Origin of the sequence: Pseudacidobacterium ailaaui (genome assembly GCF_000688455.1) — a bacterium.
Classification (GTDB): domain Bacteria; phylum Acidobacteriota; class Terriglobia; order Terriglobales; family Acidobacteriaceae; genus Pseudacidobacterium; species Pseudacidobacterium ailaaui.
In genome coordinates, this window is sequence record NZ_JIAL01000001.1 from 2,294,344 (window position 1) to 2,312,434 (window position 18,091).

The 18,091-nt window shown below is 59.8% G+C and carries 12 protein-coding genes; 2 read left to right on the top strand and 10 right to left on the bottom strand.

From position 1 onward, the window contains the following. Positions 1-5: 5 nt before the first annotated feature. Positions 6-437, top strand: coding sequence for a flagellar export chaperone FliS (locus N655_RS18345; RefSeq protein WP_049961373.1), 432 nt, complete (start codon positions 6-8; stop codon positions 435-437). Here N655_RS18345 and N655_RS0110260 read toward each other — a convergent pair. The 10 genes from N655_RS0110260 to N655_RS0110305 form a co-directional block, all read right to left on the bottom strand. Beyond that, a complete protein-coding gene (locus N655_RS0110260; protein ID WP_026442920.1) occupies positions 434-2,200 on the bottom strand; it encodes an ABC transporter ATP-binding protein in 1,767 nt (588 codons plus the stop codon). The genes N655_RS18345 and N655_RS0110260 overlap by 4 nt on opposite strands. 30 nt (positions 2,201-2,230) lie before the next feature. Beyond that, positions 2,231-5,944 carry a carboxypeptidase-like regulatory domain-containing protein gene (locus N655_RS0110265; protein ID WP_162173538.1) on the bottom strand — a complete coding sequence of 1,238 codons (3,714 nt, stop codon included), beginning with the start codon at positions 5,942-5,944 and terminating at the stop codon, positions 2,231-2,233. Positions 5,945-6,109: 165 nt separating this feature from the next. Continuing rightward, the gene (locus N655_RS0110270; protein WP_026442922.1) at positions 6,110-6,916 is read right to left on the bottom strand and encodes a hypothetical protein; all 807 of its coding nucleotides are present in this window, start codon (positions 6,914-6,916) and stop codon (positions 6,110-6,112) included. Positions 6,917-7,176: 260 nt separating this feature from the next. After that, positions 7,177-9,492, bottom strand: a complete 2,316-nt coding sequence (lptG, locus tag N655_RS0110275; RefSeq protein WP_026442923.1) for an LPS export ABC transporter permease LptG — start codon at positions 9,490-9,492, stop codon at positions 7,177-7,179. An 80-nt stretch (positions 9,493-9,572) separates the two neighbouring features. Continuing rightward, the gene (locus N655_RS0110280) at positions 9,573-9,905 is read right to left on the bottom strand and encodes a metal-sensitive transcriptional regulator (RefSeq protein ID WP_026442924.1); all 333 of its coding nucleotides are present in this window, start codon (positions 9,903-9,905) and stop codon (positions 9,573-9,575) included. Continuing rightward, positions 9,902-12,112 carry a heavy metal translocating P-type ATPase gene (locus N655_RS0110285; protein WP_202900332.1) on the bottom strand — a complete coding sequence of 737 codons (2,211 nt, stop codon included), beginning with the start codon at positions 12,110-12,112 and terminating at the stop codon, positions 9,902-9,904. Before N655_RS0110285 ends, N655_RS0110280 begins: the two co-directional genes overlap by 4 nt. Positions 12,113-12,182: 70 nt before the next feature. Then, the gene (locus N655_RS0110290) at positions 12,183-12,386 is read right to left on the bottom strand and encodes a heavy-metal-associated domain-containing protein (RefSeq protein WP_026442926.1); all 204 of its coding nucleotides are present in this window, start codon (positions 12,384-12,386) and stop codon (positions 12,183-12,185) included. A 76-nt stretch (positions 12,387-12,462) separates the two neighbouring features. Next, complete coding sequence (locus N655_RS0110295; protein WP_026442927.1) at positions 12,463-13,188, bottom strand: response regulator transcription factor; 726 nt, start codon at positions 13,186-13,188, stop codon at positions 12,463-12,465. A 35-nt stretch (positions 13,189-13,223) separates the two neighbouring features. Next, positions 13,224-14,147: a sensor histidine kinase gene (locus N655_RS0110300; protein WP_026442928.1), complete on the bottom strand. Its 924-nt coding sequence runs from the start codon at positions 14,145-14,147 to the stop codon at positions 13,224-13,226. A gap of 61 nt (positions 14,148-14,208) precedes the next feature. Continuing rightward, positions 14,209-15,141, bottom strand: coding sequence for an acyl-CoA desaturase (locus N655_RS0110305; protein WP_238324666.1), 933 nt, complete (start codon positions 15,139-15,141; stop codon positions 14,209-14,211). 109 nt (positions 15,142-15,250) lie between these two features. Here N655_RS0110305 and N655_RS0110310 point away from each other — a divergent pair, with 109 nt between their 5' ends. After that, entirely contained in the window at positions 15,251-18,031 is a 2,781-nt protein-coding gene (locus N655_RS0110310) for a bifunctional YncE family protein/alkaline phosphatase family protein (RefSeq protein ID WP_026442930.1), read from the top strand. The last annotated feature ends 60 nt before the right edge of the window (positions 18,032-18,091 follow it).

Sequence of the window (18,091 nt, forward strand, 5' to 3'; positions counted from 1 at the left end):
GCCCCATGCAGAACAGACATTATCACCAGCAGTCGCTGGCAGGCAGTAATCCGGTGGAGCTGATTGTTGCTCTCTACGATGGCATGGCCCGTTTTTTGAACCGGGCCATCGCCGCGACAGAGGCCGGAGATGTTCAGGCCCGACGGGTCGCCGTCAAACGGGTGCTGGACATTCTCATGCATCTGCAATCGCGGCTGCGCATGGAAGTGGGCGGCCCGGCCAGGACGCTGGCGGAGTTCTATGCGGCCGTCTTTGCCTTATGTCTGGAGGGCTCGCGATTGTCCTCATCCGACCGCTTCCGCGAAGCGGTACGCTGTGTCCTGAATGTACGCGAGGCCTGGCAGCAGGTGGCCCGGGACCCGGAGGTATGTGCGATGTATGCTCCGCCCTCAGGGCCTGGGTCGGAAGCTACGTCGGTCTCCGGCTGGACGATTTAACCGGTGACGGCCAGCTCTTCTTCAAGCAACTGCTTCTGGAAGAGGCTGGCGTAGTGGCCGTTGCGGGCCAGAAGCTCCTCGTGGGTGCCCAGCTCGACAATGCGGCCGTGGACGAGCACGGCAATCTGGCTGGCATGGCGTACGGTGGAGATGCGGTGGGAGATGAGGACGGTGGTGCGGCCCTGCATCAGCTCGTGGAGCTCTTCGAGGATGCGCTCTTCCGTATACGTATCCACGCTGGCCAGGGCATCATCGAGGACCAGGATGGAAGGATTGCGCAGGATGGCTCGGGCCAGTGCCGTGCGCTGCTTTTGGCCGCCGGAGAGCGTGACGCCACGCTCGCCGACCATGGTCTGGAATCCGCGAGGAAATTCTTCAAACTCGCGGCGGATATGGGCGGCTTCCGCAGCGCGGAGGACCTGGTCGAGATCGGCCTGAGGCGCGCCGAAGGCGATGTTTTCCTGAATGGTTTCGCTGAAGAGAAAGGTCTCCTGAGGAACGAAGCCGATGCTGGCGCGCAGAACGTCGAGCGGATAGTCGCCGATGGGCCGACCGTCAATGAAGAGGGTCCCTGGGGGCGCATCATAGACGCGGGCGATGAGCTGGACCAGGGTCGTTTTTCCCGACCCGGTGGGGCCAACCAGTGCCAGGCTGGTGCCGGCCGGGACGCGGAGCGAGATGTTGTGCAGTACCTCAACGGGGCGGCCCTCTTGGTTGGAGTAGGAAAAGCTGAGGTCCCGGAACTCGATCTCACCGCGCAGCCTATGATTGGGCGGAACGGAGGGGTCGGCGGTGCGGTCGTCGATGGCGGGTTTGGCCTTCAGTAATGCATCAATACGGGCGACCGAAGCGGTACCGCGCTGGACCAGGTTGACGACCCATCCGAGGGCGATGATGGGCCAGGTGAGCATGAGCATATAGGTGTTGAAGGCGACGAAGTCGCCGACGCTGATGCGGTGGGAGAGGACTTCGTGTCCGCCGACGAGCAGAGTGATGGCCAGGGCGAGGCCGAGAATGAACTCCAGGGTAGGCCAGAGCATACCCATGAGCTGGACCAGGCGCAGGGCGCGACGGATGTATTCCTGGTTGGATTTTTCAAAGGCAGCGATCTGGGCCTCTTCCTGGGCAAAAGCGCGGACCAGGCGCGCGCCGGAGAAGTTTTCCTGGGCCTGGGCGGAGATGTCCGAATACATGGCCTGGATGCGCTCGAAGCGTTCGTGAATCCTGCGTCCCATGGTCTGCACCAGGACGCTGGCCAGGGGAAGGGGGACCAGGGCCACCAGGGTGAGGAAGGGGCTGATCTTGAGCAGGAAGTAGAGTGCCCCCAGGGAGAAGAGCAGTGTATTGGCGCTGTACATGATGGCCGGTCCTAAGAGCATACGGACGGCGTTCAGATCATTGGTCATGCGCGCCATGATGTCGCCGGTGCGGTGCTGCTGGTACCATGCGGCCGGCTGCTTTTCCAGCTGCAGGAAGAGGTCGTTGCGCAGGTCAAATTCGATGTCCCGCGAGAGGCCGATGATGATCCAGCGGGTGAGATACAGGAAGACCCCTTTGGCAAGGGAGACAGCGACGAGCAGGCCGGCGTAGAGCCAGATTTTTCTTTCCGTGACGCCCTGATTGAGGTCATCAATGGCGATACGGATGATCTGGGGGAAGAAGATCCAGATAAGGTTGCTGAGGACCACAGAGACCCCTCCCCAGAAGAAGCCTCTGCGGTAACGGCGGAGATAAGGGAAGAGGGGCCGGAGTTTCTGAAGCATGAGTTGATTTTATCCGGCCCTGCGAGCGCCTTAAAAAGTGAACTTCAATGACATTTCGGAAATACGCCGTCCAGTTCGGAGCGGAGCAGTTCCAAAGACCGCGGCATTTGTATTGGTTGCCGTTGCCAGGGCGGTGGGGAGCGGGACTGCAGAGGTTGTCGTATTTCCGTTGACAAGATTGCTGTAGTTCAGGGTGATATTGCTGGGTTCTACAGCGCTGGTAAAGGTCGTGTTGGCATGATTGAGAAAGTTAAATGCGGCGAAGCGGAATTGGAGGGCACGGCCTTCACCCAAATGGAAGGCTTTTTGCACAGTGAGATCGCTGTCTGTAAATGCAGGTCCATGAAGGTAAGGCATACGATAGGGCCCGTTGACACCTGTGGTTACTGGCAGAGCAAAACAATTCCCGTTTACATATTGATGTGGGCCACGTGTAACAGCCGGATTGCACAGCTGGCGCGGCATCAAATAAACGTCAGGGGTTCCAAGAAGCTGAGTATTGCTGACCGGGATCGTCAAAGACTCTCCATTGGGGCCAAGGACATACAATGAGCCGCCGATGGAGAAGTCAGGATTGTTCTGGGCAAAGATATTGCCACCGCTCTGCATGGTGGTAATCCCGGAGATCATCCAGCGATTGGCGAGTGCTGCCAGAAAGCGTTTGTGCACGACATCTCCGAGGGTGTAGGAATACGTTGCGTTGAAGATGTGCGTACGGTCGAAGGCTTCGGGACCGTAATCGTTGCGATAGTTGAAGGGATCGGCCGGGGTCCCGTTTCCATCTGCGCCCAGAACGCCCAGGGCCTTCGAAAAGGTGTAATCCACGCCATAGAGAAAGTGACCCTGCTGTTTGTTCCAAATGGCCTGGAGCGAATTGTAGTTTGTATTGATATTATGTCGCGCCACATAGAGGTGAGAGTATTGGGGATACGGGCGGAAGTCATTGACTTCCTGGGTTGTCAGTCCGCTTACTGTGGTAGTCCCCGGGGGGCCAATGATTGGGTAGGTAACACCTGTGATTGGATCGGGCCCAAAGAGTGCACCAACGTGGAGAGCATTGATGTCATCCAGCACGGTGGGCTGAGTAGAACCATTGTTTAACAAGTGACGGCTGACATTTCCGATGTAGGAGATCTGAAGCAGCGAGTTGAAGATGGTTTTCTGGTCGATTGCCAGGTTGTAAGTATAAACCTGGGGCTGGTGATCGTCATCGGGAAAGAAGCCGTAGCCGTTCTGGGTAGGAACAAAAGCATTGCCAGCAGTTGCCGATGGGCCCTGGGAGGGAACAGAAGACAGAAGGATGGGTCCTGTAATCTGCACGCTTCGCTCGCCGATGGAATAGCTGGCTGGGGTTTCAATGTCATTGGAGGAATCGTGGGCGGTATAAATGCCAAATCCGCCGCGGAGGACAGTATTCCCATTGCGATACACGTCCCAGGCGAAGCCGACACGTGGTTCAACAAATGCCCAGCGGGAAGGTAGACCCGAGGCGGGGACACTGCGATCCACCGAGTGCCAGAGGAAACCGGGAAGCAGGGGGTTCTGTTTGGTGGAGTAAGTGGATGGCATCCAGACTGGGATTCCAACACCGTGTGCATCGGTCCAGGGGGTAAAGTGATCGAGGCGGACACCATAGTCGATGGAGAACCAGGGTGTGATCCTGAAATGGTCTTGCGCGTAGCCAGCGATGTCCCAGAAGTAAACGTTGGGCGCAGGGGAAATATTCGTTTGCGAGTACTGGAACACACCCCCTTCCAGAAAGTCGGCAAGATAGTTGCCTCCATTTCCACTGCCGACTTTGCCGGTGTTATGGACTGTGCCTTGCACAGGATCGTTATAGGTTTCACCAAAGTAATAGAGGTCAAGCGCACCGTTTGTGGTGACGAAGGGAGTTACCTGGTGGTTGGTGTCCATCTGGGCGAAAAACCCGAGACGGAATGTATGGTGGCCCAATACCTTTGTTAGGTTGTCACCACCGGTGCGGACCCACTTCTTGGCGTAAATGCCGCCAAAGGTGGTATCTGGGTAGAGGTTTACGGGCAAGCCATCATAGCCATAGTCCTGGAATTCAGGAATGACTTTGGAGCCGTTATTAAAAAGGCCCTGATTTTTCCATGCACCATTGAGCGTTAGGGCGGAGAAATTTTTAGCGACGAAGGCATTATTAAACCAGGCACCGGAGAGGTAAAACTCATTGGTGAGCGTCGGGCTGAAGAGTGTGGTCCAGTTCAGTGAGCCAATCTGAGTATTCAGGTCGCTCAGAAGGCCGCCTCCGGGAGTATTGGTGCCTCCCATGCTTCCGCGCGGAGAGTAGTACTCGACCTGGGGTACGCCGGCCTTGCCCCGTTCGGTGCTGTACATGATGAACAACTTATTTTTGTCGCTGATGGCATCGTCGATGCGGCCTTGGGCCTGCCAAAGGTCATTGTTCACAAGATTGGTAATGATGTAGTTGTATCCCTGACTGGTGGTTGCAGTATTCGGCAAAGGCAGCGTGTTAAGGAGCAACTGGTTTACCGAATCGATATTGGATCCGAGTTGGCCATTGGTGAGAGGAGCACCATTTTTACCGGTGGCCGGCACCTGACTCAGATTGGCATATGTAGCACTATTGACCAAGGGCCCCAGATATTGGTTGATTTGTGTCTGACTGAAATCGCCATTGCGCATTCCTGCCGTTGGAACCAGGGCAGAGAGGATGGCGCTGCTTGAATTGCCATAAGCATATTCATTGCGTTGCGCGTAGTCTTCGGCACCAGCGAAGAAAGTAAGTCTGCGACTATGGTTGAAACCTGTCCCAGGAATGAGCACGGGACCACCTAAAGTAAATCCGGGATAGACTTCGCGGTCCGTTGGTTTGGGCTGGTTGGTGTAATTGGAGAGCCAGTCGGTTGAATCCAACTGATAGGTGCGGGCATAGGTATAGAGGGAGCCGTGAAATCGGGGACCTCCAGAGATGCCGACCGCATTAATCACAATGGGTCCGTGGGCTTGGTCGGCTGCAATGCTGGAGGTCTGTACTTTGACCTCGCTGACCTGGTCATAATTGATGTTCTGCAACATGCTGGCATAGGCACCCGGATCGGTCACGTCAACCCCGTTGTAGAGCAAGGCAACAGAGCTGCTGATGGTCCCTTCCCCGGAGTAGGAACCATAGGCCCCGGTGACTGTGACCTGTGAAGGGTCGTAGGTGGTATTTGTGATGTTGTTATTGCCGTTTGTAATGGCAAAACCGGGCAGTATCTTGAGCAGTTCGGTAACGTCGCGCCCTTCGACCGACAGGTTCTGAATGTCCTGTGCAGAGATTAAAGTGCTGGCTTCGCCGGAATCCAGTGTGATGGCCTCGGTAGCCTCTTTGACCTGAACTGTTTGAGTCGCCGCACCAGGCGTCAATTGAAGAGTGCGGAGGCTGCGCTGGTCGCCGGGATCGAGATGAATCCCGGCCTCTTTAAAATTCTGAAAGCCCTGGGCTGCGATATCAATTTCGTAATCGCCTACCGGTAGTGCGGAGAAGGTAAAGTCACCAGAGCCATTGCTCTGGCTTTGGCGAGTGTCATTCGTCGTCAGGTTTTTTAGTGTAACTATCGCATTTGGGATGACCGCGCCTGAGGGATCTACGACTGTACCGCTGAGACTGGCTGTTACGCCTGCCTGCGCATGAAGTCTGTTCGCAGCCGTAATTACCAGCAAAAGAACGACTGCGCATAGAGAAATACTGGAAATGAGCCTTTTCTGTGTTTTCACTGCCACCGCCTCCATGAAAGTTTGTAGGTAAGCTTTTTCGGGAATTACGATTTATGCACTCCCGGTGCACCCGATATTTCTCCATGGAGCAACAAGGACTGTCAACAGAAAAATCGTTTTTCTTTTTGACTATATCGATTTATTTCGATTGAAATTGTTTCTTTGCTAAGACCCGTTCCGGTGCAAATTGGAGGCAGCCCTTTTGAGGTGGTCGTGAGGGGTCATTTCGTGGATCAGGAGAAAGCGATTTCTGGATGGGGGTTTTCTCTCATGTTTCCAGCAGAAGCCCTGGATACCAGCCGCGGGCTGGGGTGCGCAAAAAATCTGTAAATTCTTGCAAGGACGTGGTTTGCAGAAAGATTCGGCCTTGACGGTGGGCAAGGTGCCGGGTTGGGGCGGGTCTGGTTCGAAGCCGAAGAAGCGGGCACCCCGCTCGCTGTTGCGGATCTTTTCCTCAAGTTCGGCCTTTTCGCGGCGTCTCCGCTCCCGGAAGAGCTCGGCTTCTTTCAGCAGAAGGCGGCCCAGGCTCCATTTGGATTCGGGGACGGGGATTTCTTCTGGATCAGGGCACTCTTTGGGCGGAGCAATCAGGGTGCCGTCGGCATGAGGGCAGGTTTCGCGAACGGTTTCTGGCTGATAGATTTTCGGCTCTTCTTCCTGCGGCTTGTTTTCGAGCTGTTGGCGGGCGGCCAGGGTATGACGGAAGTTCTGGCTGGCGATGCGAAGGACCATGGCCAGAGTGCGGGCGCGACGGACTTCCATCCTGCCGCTGGCGATGGCCTGGGCCAGTTGCGAGAGGGCGAGCTGGATGGCGTCGGGGTCTTCGAGCGGAGGCAGTTGCAGATCGGATGTGACTTCGGCATCCGGACGGACGCGGTGTACGGAGTGGAAATAGCAGAAGTCATGGTTCCGGAGCGCGGGGGACTGGCACCGCTTTCCATTGGGGAGAATATGCCTGCATTCGTGATACATCGGGCCGCCTTTCTGCGTGTTTGCGGAGGTAGAGCTGGCGGAGATGGTATATCGCCTTCCGCCGGGCACAAGCAAAAAGGCCAGACGGAGTGCGTCTGGCCTTTGAGAGGTGCTGTTTTGATTCCTTAATTTCAGGATAGCAAAAAAGGTGGAAATTCCCTGCCACTTCTTGCGGAAAATTTTTAAGGGGGCGGCAGGAATGCGTTTCGCGTTTCGGTGAGTTCAACGCAGATGCTGGTGGCCGGACGAGGAAACCGGTCTCAGGTATGGGTGCGCAGGAGCAGATAGCTGCCCGCCAGTCCGAAGAGGACATCTGGCGACCAGGCGGCGAGGAAGGCCGGCAGAAGGTTGACATTGCCCATGGCTTCAAAGGTCCCGTCAACGAACATGTAGGCGATGGCCATGCCGATGGCCACGGCGATTCCGGCAAGCGAACCCTTTCTTCCCATCGACAGGGCAAAGGGGATGGCGAGGATGGCCATGACAAGGGTGATGAGAGGATAGGCCACTTTGCGGTTGAGCTGGACGCGGAGGCGCATGGTGTCAAATCCGCTCTGGCGGAGGGCCTGAATGTAGCGGCGCAGCTCATTAAAGCTCATTTCCTGGGACGGGCGCAGCTCCTGCTTGAAGTACGAGGGCGGTTCGGTGACCTCAGGAAAGGTATTGACCTCGAAGGTTTTGTAGCCGGTAATTTCATCGCCATCAAAGCTGCGTTCCCAGCCATGCTCGAAGATCCAGCGGTTCCACTGCGGGTCCCAGTGGGCGCTGGCGGCGAAGATCCGGCGAGTGAGGGAAAAGGTGGCCGGGTCAAATTCAAAGACGGTGATATTGGCAAAGCGGTCGTTGTAGGCGTCGAAGAACTCGTAATAAAAGATGCGTCCGGGCTTGCCGCGCTGTTGATTGCCGAACATCCATTTGCGGTCGAGGCTCTGGTAGGTCTGGGCGGGCCTGCCTTTGATGATGTTGCGCAGCTCTTCTTGTTTGCGGTTCGCCGAGGGCAGATAGAGCTCATCGAAGATGAACAGGGAGAGGGCGAGCACAGAGGCAATGACCAGCACAGGCACGATCATGCGGTAAAGACTGATGCCGGTGGCCTTCATGGCGGTGATTTCGTTGGTGCGGTTGAGCAGTCCGAAGACGACCAGCACGGAAATCAGCACGCTGAGGGGCGTGAGGTTATAGACCATGTTCGGCGTGAGGTTGATGAGGTATTCGCCGACGATGATGAGGGGTGTCTGGTTGCGGATGATGTCGCCGAGCAGCTCGAAGAAGGTAAAGACCAGCATCAGCATGACGAAGGCGACGAGGACCATGAGAAATGTGCCGAGAAACTGGCGCAGGATGTATTCGTCGAGGATGAGGGGAAAGCGGCCGCGGATGTGGCGGCGCGAGACGGTCCTCTCCTGCGGTTGGGGCAGGTCGGCGGCGGCGGACTTCAGGGGCCGGGTCCTGAGGCTGATGGAGGCAACGGCAGCAACGGCGGCGCCCCCGGTAGACATCTGGCGAAGGAAGAAAATTCCGCAGACGCCGAAGAGGAGATTGGCGGCCCAGACGCCGAGGAAGATGGGCAGCTTGTGCTGGCGGGCTAGTGCGATTCCGGTAGAAGAGAGAAAGTAGTAGATGAAGACGAGAAGGATGGTGAGGACAAAGCCTGCACTTTTGCCGCCGCGTTTGGAGGAGATTCCGAGAGGGACGCCGACGAGCATGAGGACGAGGCAGGCAGCCGGGTAAGCGAAGCGCTTTTGCAATTCAATCTGGTACCAGTGGCCGCCTTTGCGGGCGCGTTCGAGCAGCTCACGGTTGGACATGGCCAGGACGGGGGCATCGCTGTGACCGAGATGGGGGTCCGAGGTGGACTCTGACTCAAAGTGCATGTCGGTCTGGTCGAAGGTGGAGACGGTGTATCCGTCGGGCTTGCCGGAGGAGATTTCGTGCTGCGCGCCGTTGCGCAGGCGCATGATCAGGCCCTGATTGTCACTGCTGACGACGGTGGCTTCTTCGGCGGTGGTCACTTTGGGGGCGGTGGGATCGGTGAGGTCGGCGAGAAAGACCTGGTGCCAGTTTGAGGCACCGGTGCCGGCCCGCACGTCCTCGACGTAAAGAACCGCGTTCTTCAGATCTTCATAAAAAACGCGTGGCTGGATTTCGTAGGTGGCCTGGGTGTTTTTCAGGTTGTCTTCCAGATGGAGCAGCCGGGCGGAGGCCTTCGGCGCCAGATACAGGCTGTTGGCCATGCCCAGGCACCAGGCGCAGACGGCCACTACGGCCACGATGCCGACAAAGCGCCAGACCCCAATGCCGGAGGCGCGCATGGCGGTGATTTCACTGTCTGCGGCAAGGCGGCTGAGGCCGAGGAGTATGCCCACCAGGACCGCCATGGGAATGGTGACGGTAAGCATGTTGGGCAGCATGAGAAGGAAGACTTCAAAGACCGTGCTGAGGGAGGTGGTGTTGCGCACGGCAAGCTCGACCAGCGGCCCCAGCTCCTTCATGAAGAGGACAAAGGTGAACAGCACACCCCCGATCAGGGCATGGGAAATGACCTCGCGCAGAACATAACGGGTGAGGATACGCACAGAGAAGCTTCCAGATTCCAGTTTACAGCGGTCGGGAGGAGGACGCGGATGCTTCCGTGCGCCGGCGGACACGGCCCGGATCAGCGGGAGTGCTTGTAGATGAGATCGAGGACCTCGTTGTACATCTGCTCGGCGCTTTCGGGGCCTTTTCGAATTGCATCTGTGGCGCAGTGCTTCAGGTGGTTGTACATCAGGTGACGGCTGGTCCCGCGCAAAGCTTCCTGTACAGAGGAGATCTGCACGAGGATGTCAGCGCAGTAGCGCTCCTCTTCGACCATCTTCTGGATGCCGCGGACCTGTCCGGCGATGCGTGCGAGGCGGCGCAGGGTGGCGGCTTTGATTTCGGGATCAACCTGAACGGCCTTGCGCTGGTCTCCGCAGGCGCAGTGGGCGTGGTCTGTTTTTTTGCTCATGGATGAAAACCTTTCAATCGCAGACTGTTGCTCAAGACGCTGACAGAACTGAGGGCCATGGCAGCGCTGGCGATGACCGGGCTGAGCAGGATGCCAAGTGCGGGATAGAGAAGGCCGGCGGCCAGGGGGAGCCCGATGAGGTTATAGGCCATGGCCCAGGCAAGGTTCTGGCGCATGACGCGCAGGGTCTGACGGGCGAGACGGATGGCTTCCACTACCTGGCGCGGATTGCCGTGCAGCAGCACGGCGTCGCCGGCTTCGCGGGCGAGGTCGGCACCCGTGCCGATGGCAAGGCCGGCGTCGGCCTGGGCGAGAGCGGCCGCATCGTTGATGCCGTCGCCCACCATGGCGATCTTGCGGCCCGCCTTTTGCATCTGGCGAATGGCGGAAAGTTTCTCCTCAGGAAGGAGCTCGGCGCGGAAATCGTCGATCCCGAGCTCGCGGGCCATGGCGGCGGCGGCCTGCTGATGGTCGCCGGTGAGCATGACGGTGCGGAGTCCCAGCGTGTGCAGCGAGGCCACGGCCTGCTGTGCGCCGGCACGCAGGGTGTCCTGCGCTTCCAGATGGCCGATGCAGGTCTGGTCCAGCGCGAGGTACAAAAGGGTGGCCACCGACGCCGAACCGGCAGGGACGGAGATGCCGAGGTCCCGCATGAGGGCGGCATTTCCTGCTGCGGCCCATTTGCCCTGGATGGTCCCGGTCAGGCCTTTTCCGGGGACGACATGGAGGTCAGCGGCAGGGGAGGGAGAGATGCCCTCGGTCCGGGCGCGCTCCATCACGGCGCGGGCCAGAGGGTGCTCGGAGTGCTGTTCGAGGGCCGCGGCGACGGAGAGAAGCTGTTGCGTGTCCCATCCGCTGGCCGGATGGATGGCAGTGATCCGGGGCCTGCCTTCGGTCAGGGTCCCGGTCTTGTCAAAGACGATGGTATCGACGCGGGCAAGTCGCTCGATGCTTTCGCCGCCTTTGAAGAGGATGCCAAGCTGGGCGGCGCGTCCGATGGCGACGGTGAGGGCAGCAGGAACGGCCAGCCCCATGGCGCAGGGACATGCGATGACCAGCACGGTGACGGCAGTGGCAAAGGCACGGCTGACTTCTCCGGAGGGGACCACCCACGCCCAGACGATGAAGGTGACCGCAGCCAAAGCAAGCACGACGGGAACAAAGACAGAGCTGACGCGGTCAGCAAGCTGCTGCATGGGTGCGCGCGAAGATTGGGCCTGCTCCATGAGGCGCAGCATCTGGCCGAGGACGCTTTCGGCCCCCAGCGAGGTGGCGCGGCCGGTGAGCACGCCATCAAAATTGACGGACCCGCCGATGATGCGGTCGCCGGTCTGGCGCGGGACCGGGACCGATTCGCCGGTGATGAGGGACTCGTCCACGCTACTGGCGCCGGCGGTCACGACGCCGTCTACGGGAATGCGTTCCCCAGGGCGGACGAGGAAGATGTCTCCGGGATGGACCTCAGCCAGCGGGACCTCGACTTCAAGGCCGTCACGGAGGAGGCGGACGGTCTGTGGCTGCATTCTGGCGAAGGCCTCCAGAGCATCCAGGGTGCGGCGCCGCGCCCGCGACTCCAGCCACTTGCCAAGCAGAAGAAAGCCAAGAATCAGAAGGACGGAGTCATAGTAGACATCGGGGTGGAGGCCATGCCGCAGGAAAAGCCGTGGTGCGAGGGTGGCCAGGGCTGAATCGAGAAATGCCGCGAGCGTGCCCAGAGAAACCAGCGTATTCATGTTGCTGGAGCCGTGGAGAGCGGCCCGCCAGGCCCCACGGTAGATCGGCAGCCCGGCCCAGAACATGCCGAGGAGGGTGATGCCCATCAGGGCATAGGCAAGCGCCGGGTGCGGAATGCGATCGAGCCAGGGAAAGATGCGCATCCAGGCTTCATGCGTATGCATGAGAGGCAGGGAGAGCACCATGGCGAGTGCCCCTGCGGCGAGGGTGGCGATGGCGCGCAGCTTCAGGGTGGCTTCGTTGCCGGCATCGTCATGGGCGTGCTGGTGTCCATGCGTCTGTCCATGCTCCTGGGGCACCACGGCGTCGTATCCGGCTTCACGGACGGCATGAACGAGGTGTTCGGGCTGCGCGACCTCGGGATCATAGGTGACGCGGGCGCGATGGTCCATTAGGTTCACCTGCGCATCGTTGACGCCCGGAGTCTGGCGAAGGGCCCTTTCGACGTGGACCTGACAGGCGGCGCAGCTCATGCCTGAGATGGGCAGTACAAGGGTTTTCGCAGGGGATTTCGCGGCGGTTTTCGCGGGCCCGGGCATGGCGCTACTCCAGATGGGCGGAATAGCCCGACTTGGCCAGGGCATCAAGGATGGTGGAAGGGGCCAGGGTGTCGGGCACAGAAAGACGCGCCCCGCCTACCCGCACTTCCAGCACCTGGGCATTGGGAATGTTGCTGAGGGCCTGGGTGACGCGGCGGACGCAGGCACCGCAGTGCATTCCATCAATGTGGAGCGTGAGATCTTTCATCGGTATACCCCCTATCCCTATTATGCACCCAGAGCGCCGGCCCGACAAGCGGGCGAGAGCAGGAGTGGAGGGGAAGTCATTCCCCATCGGGGGTGAAACGATATCCAACGCCGCGCACGGTCCGGAGAAAGATGGGGCTGGCGGGGTCCTCTTCGAGGTAGCGGCGGAGGCGCACGATGAAGTTATCAATGGCGCGGGTGTCGGTGTCTTCGCGCACGTGCCAGACCTGTTCGAGGATCTCCTTGCGGGAGACGATGCGTCCGGGATTCTGTGTGAGATAGCGGAGAAGGCCGGCCTCCATGACGGTGAGGCGCACCTGTTTGCCGGGAGCGGTGAGTTCGAGTGAGTCAAAGTCAATGCAGCGTCCTGCAAATTCAAATCGGGAGGGGGACGGCCCGGTCTGACCGGACGAGGGAAGGTGCCAGGCGACGCGACGCAGCAGGCCGTGAAGACGCGCAAGCAGGACGGAGAGGTCGAAGGGCTTGGGAAGATAGTCGTCGGCGCCGGCGGCAAAGCCGTTAAGGACATCTTCGGTACGGCCGCGCGCGGTGAGCATGAGGATGGGAACGTAGTTCTGCTGGCTGCGCAGGTGGCGGGCGACGGTAAAGCCGTCCTTGCCGGGGAGCATGACGTCGAGGATGATGGCGTCAAATGCGGGACTGGCGGCGATGGCAGAGAGCGCCGCTTCTCCGTCCGAGGCCAACTCGACTTCATAACCTTCCGCCTGAAGGTTAAAGAAGAGGCCCTGTGCGAGATGGGCTTCATCTTCGACGACAAGGATGCGTGCAGCGTTTGCAGGCATACATTCCACTGTATCGCGGGGGCCGGGTGCGGGGACTACTCCAATGGGGAAGGAGAGGCGTGTTCGAGCAGACGCGGCAGCAGCAGGCGGATGGTGGTGCCGCGGCCTTCACCTGCGCTCTCTGCCGTTACGTCCCCGCCGTGCTGACGTGCGATGGAGCGAACCAGGAAGAGCCCCAGCCCAGTCCCTTTGGTGCGGAGGACCTGACGGGCGGGCACACGATAGAAGCGCTTGAAGATCCGTTTGAGATGGGCCGGAGCGATCCCGATGCCTTCATCGGAGACGCTGAGCACGATCCAGGCATCGCCTTCCGGGGCCAGGCGGACACGCGCGCGGAGGCCATGGGGAGAGTACTTGACTGAGTTGTTGAGAATGTTCATGACCGCGGTCTGCAGCTCATCGGGATTGCCGCGCACCAGCAGAGGGGAGCCAGAGGCGGTGAAGGAGATGGTGTCTGCGGCGAGGTGGTGCTGGAGGAGAGTGGTTTCCACACAGTGACGCACGAGCTCGGCCATGTCCACTTCTACGCGGACCTGGTTGCGTGCGCGCTGGCCGACTTCACCGGCCTTGAGGACCTGCTCGACGGTGGCCAGGAGACGTTCGCTATCGGCCAGCATGATGCTGTAGAAGTGCTGCCGCTGCTCCTCACTGAGGACGCGGCGCTGGAGGGTCTCAAGATAGAGTCGGATGGAGGTGATGGGGGTCTTGAGTTCGTGGGTCACGGCGTTGAGGAAGCTATCATGCCGCTCGTTGCGGCGGACCTCACGGACGAGAAAGATGGTGTTCAGCACGACCCCCGCGATCAAAAGAAGAAAGAAAGGGATGCCCACCAGCATGGGCCAGTCGCGGCGCCAGTTGAGGATGATCCAGCCAATGTTGAGCGCAATGGCCACACCGACAAGACAGACACCCAGGGCGATGAAGAAGATGATGGCAGGGCGGCGTCGGGTGATGCGCATGGTTGTTGGTTAAGAGTGTAAGTCACGATGGGCAGCGGACGACCCTCAGCGTACAGGAGGGTCAGGCCGCGCCAGCGGGCCGGGGATCTTCAGGATCGTACTGGGCGATTTTGACGTCGTGCGCCAGACCCAGCTTTTTGAGCAGCCAGATGCCATAGTAGTTGGGGTCAAACTCATACCACTTGAGGCCGTGGCGGGCAGAGACGGGATGGGCGTGATGATTATTGTGCCAGCCCTCCCCACCGGTCAGCAGGGCGACCCACCAGTTGTTGCGTGAATCGTCGCGGGTCTGGAAGCGGCGCGAACCCCACATGTGGGTGGCGGAATTGACGAGCCAGGTGGCGTGCAGTCCGACAATGACACGGAAGAAGATGCCCCACAGGACCCAGCTCCAGCCGCCGATGGCGAGCAGGATGACGCCGAGGACGGTGAGGGGCACCCAGTGATATTCACTGAGCCATACGTAGAAGCGGTCCCGGGAGAGGTCCGGCGCATAGCGGGCATGGATGGCCGTCTGTGAGTGCATGGTTTCGCCGCTGAGGATCCAGCCGAGGTGTGCCCACCATCCGCCTTCATGCGGGGTGTGGGGGTCACCTTCGCGGTCAGAAAGCTGATGGTGCACGCGATGTGTGGCCACCCAGAAGATGGGACCGCCTTCAAGGGCGAGCGTGCCGCAGACGGCGATGCAATATTCAAGCCACTTGGGGACCTTATATCCGCGATGGGTCAGCAGACGGTGATAGCCCATGCCGATGCCGACATTGACAGCGACGGCGTAAAGCAGAATGGAGACGAGGATGGCGCTCCAGGAGAAGAAAAAAAGCGCTGCCAGGGCGCCGAGGTGGAAGGCGATCATAAAGGACGTGGTCAGCCAGTTGGTGCGTCCGCCCTGGGCTGCGCGCCCCAGCGTGGGGACTTCTGGCCGGGCAGCATAACGTTTCCGAGTGACTTCTGCTTCCGCAGCGACGGGTCTTTCGAGTAATTCAACAGGCATCTGGAGCAACATCCTTCAGGAAAAATCTTCCTGTTTCTACCGTATCAGCGAGGGGCTGGCGCGGATGTAAGACTTTTGTAATGTCACCGTGATAGCGTGCTAACGAGCCATGAAAAAGGACCTGCTGCTGCTTCTGTTGTGTGGCGCCTGTGCGGCGCAAACGATTCCTCTGCCCACCAGCAAGAAACTGATGGAACCTGTGCCGGGTTCGCCGCAACGGCTGAACAGTCTGCCGATGATGATGGCCTGGTCACCGGACCATCGCCATCTGGCCATGGTGAATGCAGGTTATGGGACGGTCGAGTCCAGCTATGCGCAGTCGATTGCAGTGCTCGACACGGAGACGCAGAAGCTGGCGGATTTTCCGCAGGAGCAGACGGCCCCCGGATCGGCGCAGACGCTTTACAACGGGCTGGCCTTTAGTCTGGACGGAAGCCATCTGTACGCGAGCCTGGACTCGCTGGCCCAACCGGAGAGCGGCAATGTGATTGCGGTCTACCGCTATGACGGAACAACGCTCCAGTTTGAGCGGAACATCACGGTGCCGCTGCAGAAGCTGGCCGCCGGCCACGTGCAAAATCCGCTGGGCGGGAACGTACCGGCTGGCATGGCGATCCCGGTGCCGACGGGGCTGGCGGTGGTGAAGGGGCAGTCCGGCGGGGAAGAGGTCCTTGTGGCCGATGAATTCTCCGATGATGTGCTGCTGATGGATGCGGCCTCAGGGAAGGTCCTGGAGCGGTTTGATTTTGCCGACCATGCGATGGTGCCCTCGGAGTATCCGATTACGGTGATTGCCAGTCGGGACAGCCGCCGGGCCTTTGTTGCGCTATGGAACGGATCAGCGGTAGCGGAGCTGGACCTGCATCAAGGAAAGATCGTGCAAAAGCTCGCGCTGCTGCCGCCAGACAAGGCGACGTCGCCGGGGTCGCATCCGGCTGCGCTGGTGCTCTCTCCGGATGAGAAGGTGCTGTATGTGGCGCTGGCCAATCGGGACGCGGTGGCCGCGGTCCGGCTCCATGGAGAGAAGATGCAGCTTGCCGGGATGTACAACACGCAACTGCCGGGGCAGCGGTATTTCGGGGCGATTCCGGAGGCGCTGGCGCTCTCAGAGGACGGCAGGACGCTGTATGTTGCGAATGGGGGTTCGGATGCGGTTGCAGTGTTTGCCACCAGCGAGCTGAAGCCGGGCGCGATGACGGAGGCCAAGGGCTTTCTGCCCACAGAGTGGTTCCCGACAGCACTGGCGGTGAAAGGCGGTCACCTCTATGTTGCCGCGGGAAAGGGACGGGGCACGGCTGCAAATGTTGCTCCGCAGCCTCTACCGGAGCGAACATGGGGGCAAACGCGGAGGGTGCGTCGTCCGCATACCTACATTGCGACGATGTTGCACGGGTCTCTGGCAGATGTGGACCTGGAGCAGGCACAAAGGGAGCTGCCCCGGCTCACGTCTGAGGTGCTGGCCAGCAACATGATGGAGGCAGCGTCGCAGCACCTGCAATTCGCCGGTGGAACCAACCCCATCCACCATGTGATTTACATCATCAAAGAAAACCGCACCTACGACCAGATTTTTGGCGATCTGGGGGTGGGAAACGGCGACCCTTCGCTGACGATGTATGGTAAGAGCATCACGCCCAATCTGCACAAGCTGGCGTTGCAGTTTGGTGTGCTGGACAACTTCTACGATTCGGGCGAGGTTTCCGGAGACGGCCACGTGTGGTCGAATGCGGCCATCAGCAGCGACTACACCGAAAAGACATGGCAACAGGCGTATCGCGGCAGTGCGCGAGTATACGACTTTGAGGGCATTGTCGAGAAAGGCAATCCGTACCGGGAAGGGATTCCGGACGTGAATGAGCCAGCCAGCAGCTACATCTGGACGGACCTGGCAAAACACGGCAAGACGCTCTACCACTTTGGGGAGTACATTGCGACGACCTTCTGCCAGGAGGAGACGGAGCAAGCCAGGGAGAAGTCTCCGCTGGCGGGAACGCCGGAGCCGGCACCGGAGCAGTGTGCTGCTCCCGTCATTCATCCGGGCCAGCCGATTCCGGCAAATTATGGCGGGGGAGTGAGCCGGTATCCATGGGACATTCCGCTGATTGCAAAAAATGTGGCCACCAAGCCGGAGCTGGAAGGGCATTTCGATCCGCAGTATCCGGACTTTGAGCTGGCCTTTCCGGACCAGCTTCGCGTTGAAGAGTTCCTGACGCACTTTCGCCGGTGGGTTGCAGAGCGCAAGCAGGGACAGGACACGATGCCGGACTTTGTGATGCTGCGGCTGCCCAATGACCACACGGCGGGGACGCGCCCGGGGATGCCGACTCCGCGGGCCTCGATTGCAGACAATGATCTGGCGGTGGGCCGGGCGGTGGAGGCGGTTTCGCACAGCCCCTACTGGGACGACACGGCGTTTTTCATCCTGGAGGACGATGCGCAGGACGGGGCCGACCATGTGGATGCGCACCGCAGTACGGCGCTGATTATCAGCAAATACGCACCGCGTCATGCGCAGCCCCTGGTGGACTCAAACTTCTACACGACGGTGAGCTTTCTGCGCACGATGGAGGACCTGCTGGGGATTCCGCCAATGAACAACAATGACGCGCTGGCGCCGCTCATCTCTTCTGTGTTTGCCGGAGCCGGGGACCAGCCGCCCTTTGACGCGGACTATTCGAACCGCGACAACGGGCTGATTTATACGGCCAACACGCCAAAGTCGCCGGGAGCAAAGGAATCAAGCCGGATGGACTTTACCCATGAAGACCGCGCCGATCCGGTGAAGCTGAATGTGATTCTCTGGCGGGACGCCATGGGCGACAGGCCGGTCCCCTGGATGGTGCTGCATCCGCACAACGGGCACAGAGACGATGATGATGGTGGGGAATGAGAGGACGACACGAGGCCGAGGGCTACATCCGGGGCGAGAACCGGCGGCAGGTTACACTGA

Coding starts and splice junctions, on each gene's coding strand:
- N655_RS18345 (WP_049961373.1), top strand. CDS start 6: ATGCAGAACAGACATTATCACCAGCAGTCGCTGGCAGGCAGTAATCCG.
- N655_RS0110260 (WP_026442920.1), bottom strand. CDS start 2,200: ATGCTTCAGAAACTCCGGCCCCTCTTCCCTTATCTCCGCCGTTACCGC.
- N655_RS0110270 (WP_026442922.1), bottom strand. CDS start 6,916: ATGTATCACGAATGCAGGCATATTCTCCCCAATGGAAAGCGGTGCCAG.
- N655_RS0110280 (WP_026442924.1), bottom strand. CDS start 9,905: ATGAGCAAAAAAACAGACCACGCCCACTGCGCCTGCGGAGACCAGCGC.
- N655_RS0110285 (WP_202900332.1), bottom strand. CDS start 12,112: ATGAGCTGCGCCGCCTGTCAGGTCCACGTCGAAAGGGCCCTTCGCCAG.
- N655_RS0110290 (WP_026442926.1), bottom strand. CDS start 12,386: ATGAAAGATCTCACGCTCCACATTGATGGAATGCACTGCGGTGCCTGC.
- N655_RS0110295 (WP_026442927.1), bottom strand. CDS start 13,188: ATGCCTGCAAACGCTGCACGCATCCTTGTCGTCGAAGATGAAGCCCAT.
- N655_RS0110300 (WP_026442928.1), bottom strand. CDS start 14,147: ATGCGCATCACCCGACGCCGCCCTGCCATCATCTTCTTCATCGCCCTG.
- N655_RS0110305 (WP_238324666.1), bottom strand. CDS start 15,141: ATGCCTGTTGAATTACTCGAAAGACCCGTCGCTGCGGAAGCAGAAGTC.
- N655_RS0110310 (WP_026442930.1), top strand. CDS start 15,251: ATGAAAAAGGACCTGCTGCTGCTTCTGTTGTGTGGCGCCTGTGCGGCG.